Below are 15,383 nucleotides of genomic sequence, written 5' to 3' on the forward strand. Positions count from 1 at the left end.
CTTCGCGGATGATGGAGGCCGGCACGATGGATCCGGTCATCGCCAAGCAGCTCGGCCGCGCCCACCCGCTCGCCCGGCACCTCGACGACTTCCTCACCGACCTGGCCAACACCGGGAAGTCGGCGCACACCCGGCGGGCCTACCGCGGCGACCGGATCGCCTTCGCTGCCCACCACGGCGAGGACCTCGCCGAGCTGACCGCCGCGCCGGTCCGGGCGCTGCTGGCCGAGCTCGCCGAGCTGTCGCCGGCCAGCCGCAAGCGCAAGCGGGCCGCCGTCGCCTCCTTCACCAAGTAGGCCGTCCGCCACGACCTCCTGCAGGCCAACCTGATGGACCGGATCGACACCGTCAAGGTGCCCAAGAGCCTGCCCCGCCCGGCCGGCGCGGCCGACGTGACCAAGGTGCTCGCGGTGATCTGCTCACGGCGACCGCGCCAACAGACACCGCTGGACCGGCTGCGGGATCGGGTGCTGTTCGAGACCGCCTACGTGTGCGGCGCCCGCGCCTCGGAGGTGTGCGGCCTGTACGTCGAAGACCTCGACCTGCGCCTGGACGACGAACACGTCCGCATCCACGGAAGGGCGGCAGCATCCGAACCGTCCTTCTCGACGACCGAGGCTACGTCACCCTGCTCAAGCTCTACCTCGCCCGCGCCGGCTACACCGCCGGGCCGCTGTGCCGCGCCTCCACCAACGGCTGCGGCGGGCCGCTGTCCTACGACGCCGCCCACCCCCGCTGGCAGACCTACTGCACGCAGGCCAGGATCGAGATCGACATCCACCAACTGTGCCACACCCACGCCACCGAACTCATCAACGCCGATGTCTCCATCGAGGCCGTGCGCCGCCACCTGGGCCACGCCTCCACCGAAACCACCCAGCTCTACGCGTTGCTGGACGACAAGGTCGCCGACGCCGAGATCAGACGGCATCCTGATCTCAAATCTTTACCGCCTCGGCGGTCCTGGATCGGTGACTTGCAAGATCAATGCCGTTTGGGGCTCATGACACGTTTCCTGCTGGCATCCCTATCTGCATGGCGGCCCCCGCCCAGCCGCAGCCTCGCGGGACCAGGTGCCGCCCCACGAATCGCGGCCCCGTCCCTCTCCAGCCTGGTGACCGCTCCACCACCCTGACAGCACATAATGTGACGATGCAATCGCCGCACGTGTGACCGGGTATCGAGCGCTTCGTCGATCAATGCCCCGGTCCGGCGACACGGCCCTGTGACACAGAAGCTGCATTATCTGTCACACCGGCTCTCGCCGGGCAGTGTCCGCCCAGCTCGCCGTCCGCAGCCGAGCGCTTCCTGGAGTCGGTGCAGGCGGCCACCACCTGCGCCGGCTAGGGCCAGTCTCAAAGTGTTGATCAACCGCTTGACCGCCGTGGCTGGATCGGCCATCGCTGAACTCCATCAGCCCCGCAGCACGCAGTGCGTCCCGGATTCGCTCAGCATCGCGATCACGCTCGTTCCACAGCGGCCGCCGTCCTTGGCCGTAACCGAACCTCGGCTCGTCATCGCCCGTGATCTCACCGCAGACGTCGTGGTGCGACGTGGTGAGCTTGCGATGCAGAGGCAGCAGGACGAGGGTCTGCTCACCGACCCAGCGTTGTTCGCCCAGGCCGAAGCTGGTGTTCGGTGCCACGGCAGGCCATCAGCGGGCAGATCCGCATTCGCGGAATTGCCATGGGCGTAGGCGCGGTCGAGGAGCACCGCTTCGGTACGCCGGCTTGCCGCGCGCCTTCGCGATGGCGCAGCTGGGTCACATCATTCCGGCGGGATCCGCGGTTTTGGCTGAGCGGCGGGGGTCACTGCGACCGGGCACCATGAACCGAGCAGCGCCGCCTGGGTGACCGGTCCCAGCAGAAGGCAGGCGGGCGACTCGTTTCCCCGGTTGCCGAGCACGAGAAGCGTCGAATCTCTGGCCGCCTCGATCAGCGCGCGCTCCGGACGCTCGGTCACGAACTCGGTCGTCACGGATACCTCCGGATACCTGCCGGCCCGCTGAAGTGCGACTTCGCGGAATCGGGCTTCCGCACCCCTGCGTAGAGCGTGTGAATCCACGAACGGAAGTGGCTCGTGCCAGGACGATGATCCGCAGTCTCCCCAGCAGCACATGGCCCTCAACGTGCCGCCGCGAAGCGCGGCCTCGTCCAGAGCGAAGTCAAAAGCCGCCAGACTGGCGGACGAACCGTCGAGGCCGACCAGGATACGGGCACCCTGGCTGCTCGGCGGTAGGAGGGGCGGCCGTACGACGACGACCGGCCTGCTGCTGTGCGCGGGCACCTGTACGGCGGCGGACCCCACCTGCAGGCCGTCGAATCCTCCTTGACCGCGAGACCCGAGCACTGTGAGCTCCGCTTCGCGTCCCGCCTCCACGAGCACCGCCGAGGGCGTGCCCCTGCCCAGCAACGGCTGGACATCCATCTCCGGAGCCAAGTCGCGGACCCGGCGGAGACCCTCTTCTACGACGCCGCGAGCGACCTGCTCCATCTGGGCGAGCACTTCCTGCACAGCGGGTTTGAGGGCGTAGGGCCAGTGCACGGCATGGCAGACGAGTACGGGGAGCTTCCGCAGTCGAGCCTCTTCGACTGCCCAGCGCAGCGCGTAGTGGCTCTCGGGCGACTCGTCGTAGCCGACCAGGATGGGCCGACCGGCATGTGCATCGCTCACTACTGCCTCCTGGAAAGAGGGATTCTCTGGCCTGCCGCATGAGCCGTTCCCCTGGCTGACGAGATGAGGCCCTCGGGACATGAAAGTCTTGGCCTAAACCTGCTTGCCCTGAGCACGCCCGCTGACCATGAGGATGGCGGGCTGTCACGTCCCGGGCGGAGGTGACCGTCACTGGGGCAGGAGACGGTCTGCGGCGTTCTGGTCGCCGATGTTCGCGGCTCTCTGTCCAGGCAGATCGTCCAGGCCGGGGCCCGGCCCACTGCAGTGCCCAGGCAAGTGCCGTGGCGACCCTGCGCGAGCCGGCCTATGGCGCCACTCTCACATGATCTAGCAGCCGCTATCGGGATCGGCGCTGTGTGGAACATCCGGTTCATGGCGGGTGGGCATGTAGGCGACCAACTGGGCGAGGACCTGCACGCCACCCGCGCCAGCAGCCACTGGTTACTCAGCGGCTCATTCCGGCACACGGACTGCGCCAGTGAACGACAGGAGGCATGGGAGGCAGCCTGCGCTGAAAGGAGACTGCGAGGCGTGTCCACGGGCATGGCAGTACGAAGAAGACAGGAGCGAATGATGAGAGCCGACATTCACGACGTAGGGCGTGCCTGCGGCCGCGACTGCGTCCTGACGTACAGCGCGGCCTCCAGGCAGGAGCAGGCCACCAAAGTCTCGTTCGTGAGGCCCCGCGGATGGCTCAGCGGGGCAGCCTGTGACCGTCCGGGCATGTGGCTGCCCTCCCCGGTGTCACGAACGGCGGCCTGAGCGCTGTGGGCGCAGCGAGGCCGACAGCGATCATCGTCGGCGCGGGAATCGCCGGCCTGGCGTGCGCCCTGCGCTTGCACCAGGCCGGCGTGCACGTCCGGGTCCTGGAGTCCGCCGATGGGGTCGGAGGCCGCATGCGCACCGATCTGGTGGACGGCTATCGCCTGGATCGTGGATTCCAGGTCTTCAATACCGGATATCCCGAGGCCGGGCGTGTACTGGACATCAAGGCGCTCCGGCTCCGGTCATTCAGTTCCGGCATGCTCATCTTCGGCGCTGGCGGTCTGCACCGGGTGATGCTCCCGTGGAAGCATCCCCGCCACGCGCTCAGCGGCCCTCTGTCCGGCGTCGGCTCACTGAAGGACTGGGCCGCACTGGGTGCGATGACGTTCCGCGACATGGCGGCACCTGCCGCCTTGCTGCGCGGCGGTCGTGAGCGGTCGACCCGGTCGGAGCTGCGACACTGGGGCATCTCCGAGGCGATGATCGATCAGCTGCTGAGGCCGTTCCTGTCGGGGGTCCTTCTGGAACGGAAGCTGGAGACCTCCAGCACGTTCTTCCACCTGGTATGGCGGTCCTTCGCACGCGGCACCATCGGGTTGCCCGCTCTGGGCATGGGCCAGATACCGATACAGCTCGCCACTCGCCTGCCGAGCGGCGCCCTGCACCTGGGGAGGCCGGTCGAAGCGATAACCGACGACGGCGTCCTCCTGCGGGACGGACATGAGATGGCGGCCGCTGCGGTGATCGTCGCCACGGATCCGCGCTCAGCCGCAGACCTGCTTCCCGAGGTGCGGGCTCCTGCGATGCGGTCGGTCACCACCTTCTATCACGCGGCACCTCGATCGCCCCTCGGCGAGGCCACCCAGATCATCGACGCCGAAGGCCACCTTGCTGACACGTTGGTGCTCACGGACGCCGCTCCTGAGTATGCCGCCGACGGCCGGGCGCTCATTTCCACCTCCGTCCTCGGCGTCGTCGGTGATGACCACGAACCGCAGCTCCGAGCCCGCCTGGAAGAGATCTACGGCGACACGCGAGGGTGGCGCCACCTGGCGACCTACGCGATCAGGGACGCTCTGCCCGCGATGCTGCCGCCTCTGTCACTGCGCCGCCCTGTACGGCTCGCGAGCGGTCGCTATGTCTGTGGCGATCATCGTGACACCAGTTCCATCCAGGGAGCGCTCGTCTCCGGCAGGCGCGCCGCCCAGGCGGCACTGACCGACCTATGCCCCTGAGAGAGGAAGTGAGCCACATGCTCGCGAGCCCTGCAATCCGTCGCTTCGCCGCACTACCGTTGTTCGTCGTCGCGGTCGCACTCGTGGCGACTGTCGGGTCGCTGGCTTCGGCGAACGCGAGCAGCGACTACCTCGCGCTGGCCAAGCCTGGGTGGGCGCCACCGGCGTGGCTGTTCGGCCCGGTCTGGACCCTGCTCTACGGCATGATCGCCGTCGCCGGCTGGATGGTGTGGAGGGTGCGCGGGTGGACGCCTGCGCTTGGCGTCTATGCCGTGCAGTTGGTGCTGAACGCCGCCTGGACGCCGTTGTTCTTCGCCGCTGGACAATACGGGCTGGCTTTCGGCGGCATCGTGCTGTTGTGGCTCGCGATCATTGTGAACGTCGTGGCGTTCTGGCGCCTGCGCCGTAGCGCGGCCCTCCTGCTGATGCCGTACCTGCTGTGGGTGAGCTTCGCGGCCGCGCTCAATGCGGCCATCTGGCAGCTCAACTGATCCGGCCTGCCAACGAGCTGCAGGCCGGGCCTGCCGGTCACCCCTTCGATGCTTTGCAACACGTCTCGGGCGCCGGAGGGCGCGATGGAGGTGACCACGCCCTCCGGCACGAACCGTTGCGCTACTCGGGCATCAGGACTTCGTCGATGATGTGAACGGTGGCGTTGCTCGTCGGCACGTCGCCACAGACCACCTTCGCGTCGTTGACCGTGATGTCCTCACCCGAGCCCTTCACAGTCAGCGCACCGCCGGACATCGTGGTGAGTGTGCCGTCCGCCAGGTCCGCGGCGGCCTTCTTGCCCTCGACCACGTGGTAGGTCAGGACGTTGGTGAGCTGCTCCTTGTCGGCCAGGAGTTGGTCCAGCGTCTCTTTCGGAACTGCCTCGAACGCCTCGTTGGTGGGCGCGAACACGGTGATGTCCTCGGCGGAGTTCAGCTTCTCCACCAGGCCGGCCCGCTTGACCGCGTCCGCAAGGGTGGAAAGCTCGGGCACCTGGGTGGCGGCGGTGGCCACCGGCTGGTCGGCGATGCCGGCGAGGCTGCCTTCGATGGCGGCGCACGCTGGGCCGAACGGACTGCCTTCTGGGGCAGGTGACGGCGTGGGAGAGGCGGCGGATGCGCCATTGGCGCCGGCCATGGTGGCGGTCAGCGTCAAGGCCGCCGCGATCAGCAGGTGTTTCACGATGGTCCCTTCTGCAGTTCCTCGGAGTCACCGGCGGAGAACCCGCTCGGCGTGAAGTGGTCCGGTTCCGGACCGTGGGTCTCTCGTCTTCAGTCTCAAGCGAGCATCGACATGTAGGAGTCACATACGGCCCAAAATGGGATAAATGGCGCGAACGGCATATTTGTGATGGTGAGTCCGGTGAGGCGCTGCTCGCGGTGTCCCCGGCGCGCCACCTGTGCGTGGCCTGATCTGCGGTCGACCGGCGACTCGTGCCTTTCATGGCCTTGCCGCGATCGGTTGGTGCCTCGTTCCTGGATCGCCGCAGCCGGTTCGCCACCGGGGCCGGCGGAGGCGCCGCCCGTGACAGCACGCACCAGGAGCAGGACCAGCATCCATGCGGCCGGACGGTCTCCACCCAGCGGGCGATCATTCACCCGCACAGGTTCCTCGGCCACCTCCACCGGTAGGCGATCTCGCCCTTACACGGCCTGATCTTCGGCCGGATGCCGGTCAACGTGGCCGCCGCGGGCCGGCGCCGGGAGCGATCCTTGTCCTGATGCTCGCACCGTCATGGTGATCACTTGGCGCGCGGCCGGGCACGGGGATCCATGTGCGCGGCCGCTCCGGAGGACACGGTCTGGAACAGACACCAGGACACGGTGTGCGACAGACATCACATGAACGGGTGACGCGTGCCGCGCTGAGGCCGGCACGCGCGCTGGGCGTGGTGTTCCTGCTGGCGATGGCGGGCGTGCAGGTGGCCTCGGGGCTGGATGCCAGGCCCGAGCGGTTCACCGGGCCGATCGTGGGGCTGCTGGCCGCGTGTGCCGTGGCCTTCGCCGCGGAAGCGTGGGGGGCGCGCAGGGCGGCCGCCGCGTTCGGCGCGGCGGCGCTGACCGGATACGCGGCCGAGGTGGTCGGGCTGCAGACAGGGTTCCCGTTCGGCGCGTACAGCTACAGCGCCGTGCTGTGGCCGCAGGTGGGCGGTGTTCCCGTGGCGGTGGCGCTGGCCTGGGGCGGCATGGGGCTGGCGGCGTACGCGGTGGCGGGCGCCGTCGCGCCGGGCGGCGGGTGGGCGCGGGTGTGCGCCGGCGCGGGCGCGCTGACGGCGTGGGACCTGTTCCTCGATCCGCAGATGGTCCGGCTGGGGCTGTGGACGTGGGCGCAGGACGGCTTCTACCGAGGTGTCCCACTGAGCAACTTCGCGGGCTGGCTGCTGGTGTCGGCGCTGGTCATGCTGGTTGTCGGGCGCGTGTGCGGCGGCAGCACACACCGACGCGGGCTTCTCGTGCTGTACACGGTCATGGCGGTCATGGAGACGGTCGCGTTCGCGGCGGTGTTCGAGCCGCCCGACCTGCTGGTGGCGGTGGCCGGGGGGCTCACGATGGGCGCGTTCGCCGCGCCGGCCTGGAGGCGGTCATGGCGGAGGTGACGGTCATCGGCGGCGGCGTGGGCGGCATGGCGTGCGCGCTGCTGCTCGCCCGGCAGGGGCACGAGGTCCGGCTGTACGAGCAGCTGCCGCGCCTGGGCGGCAAGCTGGCCGAGCATCGCCGGGACGGGTTCGCCTTCTCCCTCGGGCCCTCGCTCCTGACCATGCCGGAGCTGTTCCGTGAGCTGGGGGTGGAGCGCGAGCTGGTCGAGCCGGAGCCGCTGTGCCGCTACCGCTTCGCCGACGGGACGGTGCTGGACGCCCGCCGGGATCCTGACCGGATGGCGGCCGAGGTGGAGCGGCTGGCCCCGGGGGAGGGGCAGCCCTGGCGCGCCTTCCACGCCTGGGCCCGGCGGTGCCTGGACGCGGCGCACCGGACCGTGTTCGCCGGGCCGCTCATCCGGCGGCCAGAGGCGGCCCGGCTCTCGGACCTGCTCGCGGTCAGCCCCGCGCGCACGCTGCACGGGCTGGCCCGGCGCTACTTCCGCGACCCCCGGCTGCGGCAGTACGTCGGCCGTTACGCCACCTACGCCGGGTCGAGCCCGTACCGCGCGCCCGCCGCGCTGGGGTGCGTCCCGGCGCTGGAGCATGGGCAGGGGGTCTGGTACGCGCCCGGCGGCCTGGCCCGGCTCGCCGACGACCTGGCGCTGTTGCTGAAGGCCGCAGGGGTGCAGGTCTTCCTGGCCGAGCCGGTCGCCGCCGTCGAGGCGAACGGGTCGCGCGTCACGGGGGTGCGGCTGGCGAGCGGCGGGCGTGTCTGGGCCGACGTCGTGGTGGCCAACACCGACGCCGCCGCGCTGTACGGCAGCCTGCTGCCGGACCGCCGACGGCTGCGCAGGATCGCGCGGCTCGGGCGCTCGTCGTCGGCGCTGCTCATCCTGGCCGGGGTCGAGGGGCGCACCCCGGGGCTGCCGCATCACTCGGTGCTGTTCTCGGCCGACTACGAACGCGAGTTCGCCGACATCTTCGACCGCGGGAGCCCGCCCCGCGATCCGACCGTCTACCTCGGATGCTCGGCCGTGGACGACGCCTCCCAGGCCCCGGAAGGGGCGGAGAACTGGACGATGCTCGTCAACGTGCCCGCCCGTGATCCAGGCCGATGGCCCATCGGGGCGCCGGCGTACCGCGATCTGGTGCTGGAGCGACTGGCGGAGCGGGGCCATGACCTGGCGGGCCGGTTGCGGTTCGCCGACGTGTTCACCCCGGCCGACCTGCGGGACCGCTATGGCGCCTGGGGCGGCGCCATCTACGGCAGCGCCTGCCGGGGCAGGCTCGCGCCGTTCCTGCGTCCCGGCAACCGGGGCCCGCGCCGCGGCCTGTACCTGGTCGGCGGCTCCGCGCATCCCGGCGGTGGCCTGCCGATGGTCACCCTGGGCGCGCGCATCGTGGCCGGGCTGGTGGCGCGGGATTTTCCCACCTTGGGCCCGGCCGGCGGGGCGGGATGAGGCCGCTCACCGCCGCCCAACTGGTCGCGGCCGCCGTCGTGGCCGGCAGGCTGGCGCGAGGCCGGCGCCGGCAGCCGCCGCTCCGGCCGTCGCCGCCCGGCCAGGATGGCGCCGGTGTGACCGTGTCCGTGGTAATCCCCGCCCGCGACGAGGCCGCCAGGATCGGCCCGTGCCTGCGCGCGGTCCTCGCGGCTCCGGCCGTCAGCGAGGTGATCGTCGTCGACGACGGGTCCCGCGACGGCACCGCCGAAGTGGCGGCCGAGCTGGGGGCCGAGGTGGTCACCGCCGGGCCGTTGCCCCCCGGCTGGGTGGGCAAGCAGTGGGCGCTGCGCCAGGGGGTGGCGGCGGCGGCCGGCGAGGTCGTGGTCACGCTGGACGCCGACGCCCGTCCCGACCCGGGTCTGTTCGGCGCGCTGGCGGGGGCCCTGGAGCGGTACGATCTGGTGAGCGCGGCGCCCCGGTTCACCTGCGACGGCGTGCTGGAAGAGGCGCTGCACGCCGCCATGCTCACGACGCTGGTCTACCGGTTCGGGCCCGTCGGCCCGGCGAGCCCGCCGCCGCCGCACCGGGTGGTCGCCAACGGCCAGTGCATGGCCTTCCGGAGGGACCGGATGACCGAAGCGGATGGGTTCGCACTGGTCCGGGACCGGATGACGGACGACGTGGCGCTGGCCCGGCGCCTGGCGGCACAGGGCTGGACGGTGGGCTTTCTGGACGCCTGCGCCCTGCTGGAGGTCGACATGTACGACTCGGCAGGCGAGCTGTGGCGGGAATGGGGCCGCTCGCTGCCGCTGCGTGACGTGACCGCGCCCGGATGGCAGGCGGCCGACCTGGCCGTCGTCTGGCTGACCGGAGCCCTGCCGGTGCTCCGCCTGGCCGCCGGCCGGCCCACCGGAGTGGACGTGGCCCTGCTCGCGATGCGGCTGCTGGTGACGGGCGCGCTGCGCCGCAGCTATCGAGAGCCTGGCGTCGGCCTGCTGCTGTCGCCGCTGCTCGACCCTGCGTGCGCGTTCCGGCTGACCGAGGCCACACTGCGGCCCGTACGGACCTGGCGTGGCCGGACCTATCCGAGGGCGGGAGGCCGCGCTTGGGACGTCAGCGACGGCGCGCGGCGAGAGCTGCCTGACCGAAGCGCAGCCCGATGAGGCACATCAGCGCCCCCGTGGCCGCCACCACCTCCGCGGGCGCGAACAGCAACTGCAGCAGTGGCACGCCGAACACCGCCAGGCGCGTCCCCGCCGCGAACGAACGCAGCGCCAGGGCGGTGGCCGCCAGGGCGGCCACCGCCAGCAGGAACGCCGGTGGACAGATGATCGCGATGCCGCCCGCGAAGGTCAGGACCGAGCGGCCGCCCCGGAAGCCGGCGAAGACCGGCCACGCGTGCCCCACCATGGCCGCCGCCACGGCGAGGTACACCGGCGCCACGCTCGGTCCTGCTACGGTGCCCAGCGCGGTGGTGTGCGCGCCGCTCACCAGCAGCCCCGCCAGGGCGGCCAGCGTGCCCTTCAGCATGTCGCCGGCGAACACCGGTACGGCCGCGCGCCCGCCCAGGTGCTCCTTGACGTTCCAGTACCCGGGGTTGCGGTCGCCGACGTCGCGCGGATCGACACCATGCAGCCGTGCCACCAGGACCGCGACCGGCACCGAGCCGAGCAGGTAACCGATGATGACCGCCACCAGAACTTCAACCATCGCCTCGTTCCACCTCGTCCGGTACAACAGCGCCCGCGCGATGCGGCACATGGCCTTCGACCGGCCGCTGCTGCGGAGCGCCGACGGGCTGCTGTTCTGGCGGCTGCTGGGCACCGGCCGGGGCCGGGCCATGTCGCTCGGCGCCGACCTGCGCCGGTGGGCGCTGTTCGCGTTCTGGCGTGCCGAGAGCGATCTGGAGGCATTCCTGCGCGCCTCGCCGGTCGCCGCCCGCTGGCGGACGGAGGCGGCCGAGAGCTGGCACGTGCGGCTGATCCCGGTGAGCTGGCACGGCTCCTGGTCGGGACGTGAGCCCCTCGCCGGGCCGATCGCCCGGCACGACGGAGAGGGGTCGGTCGCGGTGCTCACCAGGGCGTCCATCCGGCCACGCCGCCTGGTCGCCTTCTACCGGTCGGTGCCGCCGGTCGACGAACTGCTCCGGCGGCAGGACGGCTGCCTGGCCTCGGTCGGCATGGGCGAGTGGCCGCTCGCCCGGCAGGCGACGTTCTCGCTGTGGCGCGATCGCGAGGCGGTGCGCGCCTTCGCCTACCGCGGCGAGGCGCACCGGCGGGTCATCGAGCGCGTACGGGCGCACGACTGGTACGCCGAGGAGCTGTTCGCCCGATTCGTCCCATACCGCAGCGAGGGCGCCTGGGACGGTGTCGACCCGCTGCGCTGAGACGGTCACGGCACCGGCTCCGTCGCCACGGCCTCGAGTCCTGCCACCGGGTTCTGTCCCGACAGCGCGTACGCCACCGCGCAGGCGCGGGCGATCGTCGCCGCCCGGGAGGAACCGTGCGCGACGACGACCGTGCTGAGCAGGCCGAGGAGGGCGGCGCCGCCGTGGGTTTCCGGGGAGTAGCGGCGTGCCACCTCGGTCAGCCGGTCGGCGGAGGCGATACCGGCCTCGGCGACCATGGTCAGCGTCGTGCGGACACAGCCCTCGATGTTCTTCAGCATGACGTTGCCGGTGAAGCCGTCCGTGACGATCACGTCCACCGTCCCTGCCAGCACGTCATGGCCCTCGATGTTGCCGTGGAAGCGCACCGGCGACCCGGCGAGCAGTTCCTCGGCCCGGCGGGTCAGCCGGTTGCCCTTGCCCGGCTCGGAGCCGATCGACAACAAGCCCACCACCGGGTCGGCACGGCCGAGGACGGTCCGTGCGTAAGCCGTCCCCAGCAGGGCGAACTGGGCGACCATGGCCGGACTCGGATCTGCGGTCGCGCCCGCGTCCACCAGCACGCTCGCACCGCCCCGCAGCGACGGCAGAGCCACGGCCAGAGCGGGCCGCAGCACGCCGCCTGACCGGCCGATGCCGCGCACCGCGCAGGAGACCACCGCGCCGGTGGACCCGGCCGACACGAACGCGCCTCCCGCCCCGCTGCTCACCAGCCGGCAGCCGACAGCGAGGCTGGAGGTCGCCAGGGCCGCGGCGCCGGGGCCGCGCTCGGCCATCGGTACGGTGTCCTCGGCGTGCACCGTCGCGACCTCGCCGATGGCGTCGTGCCCGCGCAGTTCGCCGGTCAGCCGTGGCTCGTCGCCGACCAGGATGACCGGCACGTGGTGCGTCCGCTGCGCCAGCACCGCGCCGGCGACCGTTTCGGCCGGCCCGTGGTCGCCGCCCATGGCGTCCAGGACCACGGGCAGCCCGACGGTCACGGGAGCTCCATGCGGACACGGCGCTCGGCCCTGCCCGCCTCGGCGGAGGCCAGCAGATGCCGGGCGAACACGGCCGCCCTGCGCCGGCGCGGAACCCGTACCCGATCCGCCAGGACCTCGAAGCCGCGGCGCTCGATCTCGTCGAGGATGCCGCCGTACAGATCGAAGGCGGCGCGCACGCACGGCCGCGACGAGGTGACGAGCAGATCGATGCCGAGGACGGCGGCACGGTAGTGGTCACGCGCGCGCCCGGACTCGAAGGCCAGCAGGTCCCGCAGAGCGGTCCCGGTACGGCGGGCGCCCAGGTCCTCCACCCGCACCCCGAACTTGTCCAGGTCCTCCGTCGGCAGGTAGACGCGGCCCCGGGCGAAGTCTTCTCCGACGTCCCGCAGGAAGTTGGTGAGCTGGAAGGCCAGCCCGAGCTGGCGCGCCGGCTCGCGGGCCGCCTCCTCACGGCCGGGCGCCGGCTCCAGCACCGGCAGCATCATCGTGCCGATGGCGGCGGCCGAACCGGCCATGTAGCCGAGCAGGTCGTCGTAGGTCGCGTACCGGGTCACCGACAGGTCGGCGCGCATCGACGTCAGGAAGGCTCCGATGTCGTCATGGCCGATGCCGAAGGAGTGCACGGTGTGCAGGAACGCGGGCAGCACCGGGTCGTCCGGTCTGGCCCCCACCAGCCCGCCCTCGACGCGGGCTGCCAGGGCGTCCAGCGCGCGGGCTCGATCGTCGGTCATCGTGAAGGAGTCGACGATCTCGTCGGCGTAGCGGGCGAAGCCGTACAGAGCGTGTACGTGCCGCCGTTTCCACTGCGGCAGCAGCCGCGTGGCCAGATAGTAGGAGCGGCCGTAGCGGGCATGGAGCCGCCGGCAGCGTTCGTAGCTGGCGGTGAGCGTCAACGGGCCCCCTCGAGGATGCGCTGGGCGGCGAGCCGGCCGGAGATCAGCACGGGAGGAACTCCGACTCCGGGTGCGGTGTACATGCCGGCGAAGTGCAGCCCCGGTACCCGCCGGGCGACGGCGGAGGGGCGTAGCCACGCCGTCTGTGTGAGGCGGTGGTCGAGCGCGAACGGGGTGCCCGCGCTGTGCCCGCGTGCCGCCCAGGCGGGCGGATCGAGTACCAGCCGGGGTGCGCCTGTGAGGTCGCCGTAACCGAGGTCGGCCAGGCGTCCGAGCAGCCGAGCCTCCATCCGGGGGCGTAGCTGGTCCCAGTCGGCGTGTCGCAGGTTGGGCGCCGGTTCGAGAACGCTGAGCGTGGCGTGCCCGGACGGCGCGGCCTCGCCGTCCGGCTCGGGGCTGGTGACCAGCACGCTCGGGTCCGGCTGTGGACGGCCCGCTTCCAGCGCCGTGAACGTCTCCCGCCAGGCCCGCCCGAAATGCAGCGTGTGGTGCGCTTGATCGGCCAGGGGGCGATCAAGGCCGACGTGCATCACCAGACAGGAGGGGGAGTGGCGGGGGCGGCGCAGCCGCCAGTCGTCCGCCAGGTCCGGCAGCAGCCGGCGGGCCGCCAGCCGGTCGCACGCCACGACCACGTGCCTGGCCTGCAGCCGTTCGCCGTCCTCCAGCAGGACGCCGGTGACGCCGTCCCCGTCGGTCTCCACCTTTGTCGCTCGCACGCCATAGCGGATGCTTACGCCGAGCTTCTCCAGCAGCGCCGCCATGGCCACCGGAATGGCGTTCATGCCGCCGTGCTCGGGGAAGTACACGCCGCCGACGGTGTCCATGTGCGCGATGACGGCGTAGATGCCCAGCGCCCGTTGCGGAGACAGCCCCACGTAGAGGGCTTGGAAGGTGTGCGCCTTGATCAGCCGCGGGTCCGTCAAGTGACGGGCGGCCAGGCGGTCCAGCCGCCGGAAACCGCCCAGCGCGGCCAGCCGCAGCAGCGCCGCAGGCCGGACCAGAGCGCGCAACCTGGTCATGTCCGCGTCGATGAACGCCGGCCACTCCACCCGGAACATCTCGTCGAGCAGCCGCCGGTACCGCTCGTAGCGCGCCGCCTCCGCAGGCCCGCACACCTCGCGTACCTGATCGGTCATCGCCTCGCGCTCCGGCCGCACGTCCAGGCGCGACCCGTCGTCGAAGACCATCCGGTACGACGGGTCCAACCGGCGCAACGGCAGCCAGCTCCGCAGTTCCTGACCGGCCGCGCCGAACACCTCGGCCAGCAGGCCGGGCATGGTCAGCACGGATGGACCGGCGTCGAAGCGATACGCGCCGAGGCGCACGGTGCCGCAGCAGCCACCGGGCACGTCGAACGCCTCCACCACGCTGACCGGCCGGCCGGCCGCGGCCAAATGGACGGCCGCCGACAGCCCTCCCAGGCCCGCCCCGACGACCACCACCGGGCTCATCAGACATCCCCGGCGGTGCGCAGCGCGGCCAGTTGCGTCAACACCTGTCTGGCTTCCGGCGGGATATCAGGCGGTGTATCCAGCGCGGTGAACGCCTCCTCGACCACGGCGATGATTCGCTCCGCCGCCCTGCCAGCGACCCGCGGCCGGGAGAGGATCTCACGCGCGGGCCCCACGCGCCGCCCGACGTCCAGCAGCGCCGTGCCGGCCCGGCTCCAGGAGGGCAGCGTCGTCACCGGCTCGCCGAACCCGCAGGCATCCCGCCGTCGGCCGGGCCTCCGATGCAGACTGGCCGCTTGCCGGTCAACCAGCTCGCGCGCCTGGACGATGTGCGAGGTCATCGTGTCCATGCACGCATCTCCTTCTGTCGCCATAGCAAGTCTTCGCAGGAGGAGCGGACCCGGCTGCACACGATCCGAAACGCATCCTCACGGTAACCATCGGACGCCGGATCCCAAACGGGACACGCCCGCGCATTCGTCCGACGAATCCTGTAACCGCGAAAAGGCAGCCCGGACACGTCGAACGGCAGCGGGAACACCATGCGCGAGCACGCATCGGTCAGGGAGAGAACCCGGGCTACGCCATCGGAGCCGGCTCCAGCCTGCTTTGGCGTGGCGTTGACCTGTTCTCATGTGATTTGCCTTTTCAGGTACCCCGGGGGGTATGCTCCAAGCATGGAGCTGAACGAGAGCATGGTGGGCGACGCGCTGACCCGACTGAAGCGGGCACATGGCCAGCTGGCCGGAGTGATCGCGATGATCGAGGCGGGCGAAGACTGCACGAAGGTGCTCACTCAACTCGCCGCCGTCTCGAAAGCGCTGGACCGGGCCGGCTTCAAGATCGTCGCGACGGGATTGCGGCACTGCCAGGATGCGCAGGGCCGCGGCGATCGGCCGCCCATGAGCGTGGCGGAGCTGGAGAAGCTCTTCCTGGCGCTCGCCTGATACTGGCGGTCACGGGGCCTCCGTGGCCGCATCTTTCTG

Annotated in this window: 16 protein-coding genes; 9 read left to right on the forward strand and 7 right to left on the reverse strand. The window is 71.4% G+C overall.

Annotated elements, in window-relative coordinates:
• The first annotated feature begins 26 nt into the window (after nucleotides 1-26).
• Both KME80_RS26320 and KME80_RS26325 read left to right on the forward strand, forming a co-directional pair.
• Nucleotides 27-296 (forward strand): site-specific integrase, encoded by a 270-nt coding sequence (locus tag KME80_RS26320; RefSeq protein WP_219508876.1) that lies wholly within the window; start codon nucleotides 27-29, stop codon nucleotides 294-296.
• A gap of 218 nt (nucleotides 297-514) precedes the next feature.
• Complete coding sequence (locus KME80_RS26325; RefSeq protein ID WP_219508878.1) at nucleotides 515-1,135, forward strand: tyrosine-type recombinase/integrase; 621 nt, start codon at nucleotides 515-517, stop codon at nucleotides 1,133-1,135.
• 632 nt (nucleotides 1,136-1,767) lie between these two features.
• Here the strand turns inward: KME80_RS26325 and KME80_RS26330 are convergent.
• Nucleotides 1,768-2,673 carry a universal stress protein gene (locus KME80_RS26330; RefSeq protein ID WP_219508880.1) on the reverse strand — a complete coding sequence of 302 codons (906 nt, stop codon included), beginning with the start codon at nucleotides 2,671-2,673 and terminating at the stop codon, nucleotides 1,768-1,770.
• A 767-nt stretch (nucleotides 2,674-3,440) separates the two neighbouring features.
• Between KME80_RS26330 and KME80_RS26335 the strand changes: the two genes are divergently transcribed.
• Both KME80_RS26335 and KME80_RS26340 read left to right on the forward strand, forming a co-directional pair.
• Complete coding sequence (locus tag KME80_RS26335) at nucleotides 3,441-4,673, forward strand: NAD(P)/FAD-dependent oxidoreductase (RefSeq protein WP_219508940.1); 1,233 nt, start codon at nucleotides 3,441-3,443, stop codon at nucleotides 4,671-4,673.
• A 17-nt stretch (nucleotides 4,674-4,690) separates the two neighbouring features.
• A complete protein-coding gene (locus tag KME80_RS26340; RefSeq protein ID WP_219508942.1) occupies nucleotides 4,691-5,164 on the forward strand; it encodes a TspO/MBR family protein in 474 nt (157 codons plus the stop codon).
• A gap of 121 nt (nucleotides 5,165-5,285) precedes the next feature.
• On the opposite strand, the gene KME80_RS26345 is transcribed toward KME80_RS26340, so the two are convergent.
• Nucleotides 5,286-5,849 carry a fasciclin domain-containing protein gene (locus tag KME80_RS26345; RefSeq protein WP_372455389.1) on the reverse strand — a complete coding sequence of 188 codons (564 nt, stop codon included), beginning with the start codon at nucleotides 5,847-5,849 and terminating at the stop codon, nucleotides 5,286-5,288.
• A 664-nt stretch (nucleotides 5,850-6,513) separates the two neighbouring features.
• Between KME80_RS26345 and KME80_RS26350 the strand changes: the two genes are divergently transcribed.
• From KME80_RS26350 to KME80_RS26360, 3 genes are all read left to right on the forward strand, one after another.
• The gene (locus KME80_RS26350) at nucleotides 6,514-7,260 is read left to right on the forward strand and encodes a carotenoid biosynthesis protein (protein ID WP_308125939.1); all 747 of its coding nucleotides are present in this window, start codon (nucleotides 6,514-6,516) and stop codon (nucleotides 7,258-7,260) included.
• Nucleotides 7,248-8,702: a phytoene desaturase family protein gene (locus KME80_RS26355; RefSeq protein WP_246645819.1), complete on the forward strand. Its 1,455-nt coding sequence runs from the start codon at nucleotides 7,248-7,250 to the stop codon at nucleotides 8,700-8,702. Before KME80_RS26350 ends, KME80_RS26355 begins: the two co-directional genes overlap by 13 nt.
• A gap of 122 nt (nucleotides 8,703-8,824) precedes the next feature.
• Nucleotides 8,825-9,847, forward strand: a complete 1,023-nt coding sequence (locus KME80_RS26360) for a glycosyltransferase family 2 protein (RefSeq protein ID WP_308125940.1) — start codon at nucleotides 8,825-8,827, stop codon at nucleotides 9,845-9,847.
• Here KME80_RS26360 and KME80_RS26365 read toward each other — a convergent pair.
• A complete protein-coding gene (locus KME80_RS26365) occupies nucleotides 9,798-10,394 on the reverse strand; it encodes a glycerol-3-phosphate acyltransferase (RefSeq protein WP_219508883.1) in 597 nt (198 codons plus the stop codon). The two genes, KME80_RS26360 and KME80_RS26365, sit on opposite strands and share 50 nt — an antisense overlap.
• Here KME80_RS26365 and KME80_RS26370 point away from each other — a divergent pair.
• Nucleotides 10,366-11,070, forward strand: a complete 705-nt coding sequence (locus KME80_RS26370) for a spheroidene monooxygenase (protein ID WP_246645820.1) — start codon at nucleotides 10,366-10,368, stop codon at nucleotides 11,068-11,070. The genes KME80_RS26365 and KME80_RS26370 overlap by 29 nt on opposite strands.
• Nucleotides 11,071-11,075: 5 nt before the next feature.
• On the opposite strand, the gene KME80_RS26375 is transcribed toward KME80_RS26370, so the two are convergent.
• Genes KME80_RS26375 through KME80_RS26390 form a run of 4 tightly spaced genes read right to left on the reverse strand, consistent with a single transcriptional unit; the run spans nucleotide 11,076 to nucleotide 14,747 of the window.
• Nucleotides 11,076-12,050, reverse strand: coding sequence for a phosphate acyltransferase (locus KME80_RS26375; protein ID WP_308125941.1), 975 nt, complete (start codon nucleotides 12,048-12,050; stop codon nucleotides 11,076-11,078).
• Entirely contained in the window at nucleotides 12,047-12,946 is a 900-nt protein-coding gene (locus KME80_RS26380; protein WP_219508884.1) for a phytoene/squalene synthase family protein, read from the reverse strand. The genes KME80_RS26375 and KME80_RS26380 overlap by 4 nt, the downstream gene beginning before the upstream one ends.
• On the reverse strand, nucleotides 12,943-14,397 hold the full coding sequence (locus tag KME80_RS26385) for a phytoene desaturase family protein (protein WP_219508886.1): 1,455 nt from the start codon (nucleotides 14,395-14,397) through the stop codon (nucleotides 12,943-12,945). The genes KME80_RS26380 and KME80_RS26385 overlap by 4 nt, the downstream gene beginning before the upstream one ends.
• A complete protein-coding gene (locus KME80_RS26390) occupies nucleotides 14,397-14,747 on the reverse strand; it encodes a hypothetical protein (RefSeq protein ID WP_219508887.1) in 351 nt (116 codons plus the stop codon). Before KME80_RS26390 ends, KME80_RS26385 begins: the two co-directional genes overlap by 1 nt.
• Nucleotides 14,748-15,074: 327 nt before the next feature.
• On the opposite strand from KME80_RS26390, the gene KME80_RS26395 reads away from it, so the two are divergent.
• Entirely contained in the window at nucleotides 15,075-15,344 is a 270-nt protein-coding gene (locus KME80_RS26395) for a metal-sensitive transcriptional regulator (RefSeq protein ID WP_219508889.1), read from the forward strand.
• The last annotated feature ends 39 nt before the right edge of the window (nucleotides 15,345-15,383 follow it).

The sequence above is a fragment of the Nonomuraea ceibae genome, from assembly GCF_019396325.1.
GTDB lineage: Bacteria > Actinomycetota > Actinomycetes > Streptosporangiales > Streptosporangiaceae > Nonomuraea > Nonomuraea ceibae.

What these genes read in the sequence shown, in the direction of transcription:
- KME80_RS26395 (WP_219508889.1), top strand. Translation starts at nt 15,075, where the DNA reads ATGGAGCTGAACGAGAGCATGGTGGGCGACGCGCTGACCCGACTGAAG.
- KME80_RS26320 (WP_219508876.1), top strand. Translation starts at nt 27, where the DNA reads ATGGATCCGGTCATCGCCAAGCAGCTCGGCCGCGCCCACCCGCTCGCC.
- KME80_RS26370 (WP_246645820.1), top strand. Translation starts at nt 10,366, where the DNA reads ATGATGACCGCCACCAGAACTTCAACCATCGCCTCGTTCCACCTCGTC.
- KME80_RS26390 (WP_219508887.1), bottom strand. Translation starts at nt 14,747, where the DNA reads ATGGACACGATGACCTCGCACATCGTCCAGGCGCGCGAGCTGGTTGAC.
- KME80_RS26385 (WP_219508886.1), bottom strand. Translation starts at nt 14,397, where the DNA reads ATGAGCCCGGTGGTGGTCGTCGGGGCGGGCCTGGGAGGGCTGTCGGCG.
- KME80_RS26355 (WP_246645819.1), top strand. Translation starts at nt 7,248, where the DNA reads ATGGCGGAGGTGACGGTCATCGGCGGCGGCGTGGGCGGCATGGCGTGC.
- KME80_RS26340 (WP_219508942.1), top strand. Translation starts at nt 4,691, where the DNA reads ATGCTCGCGAGCCCTGCAATCCGTCGCTTCGCCGCACTACCGTTGTTC.
- KME80_RS26365 (WP_219508883.1), bottom strand. Translation starts at nt 10,394, where the DNA reads ATGGTTGAAGTTCTGGTGGCGGTCATCATCGGTTACCTGCTCGGCTCG.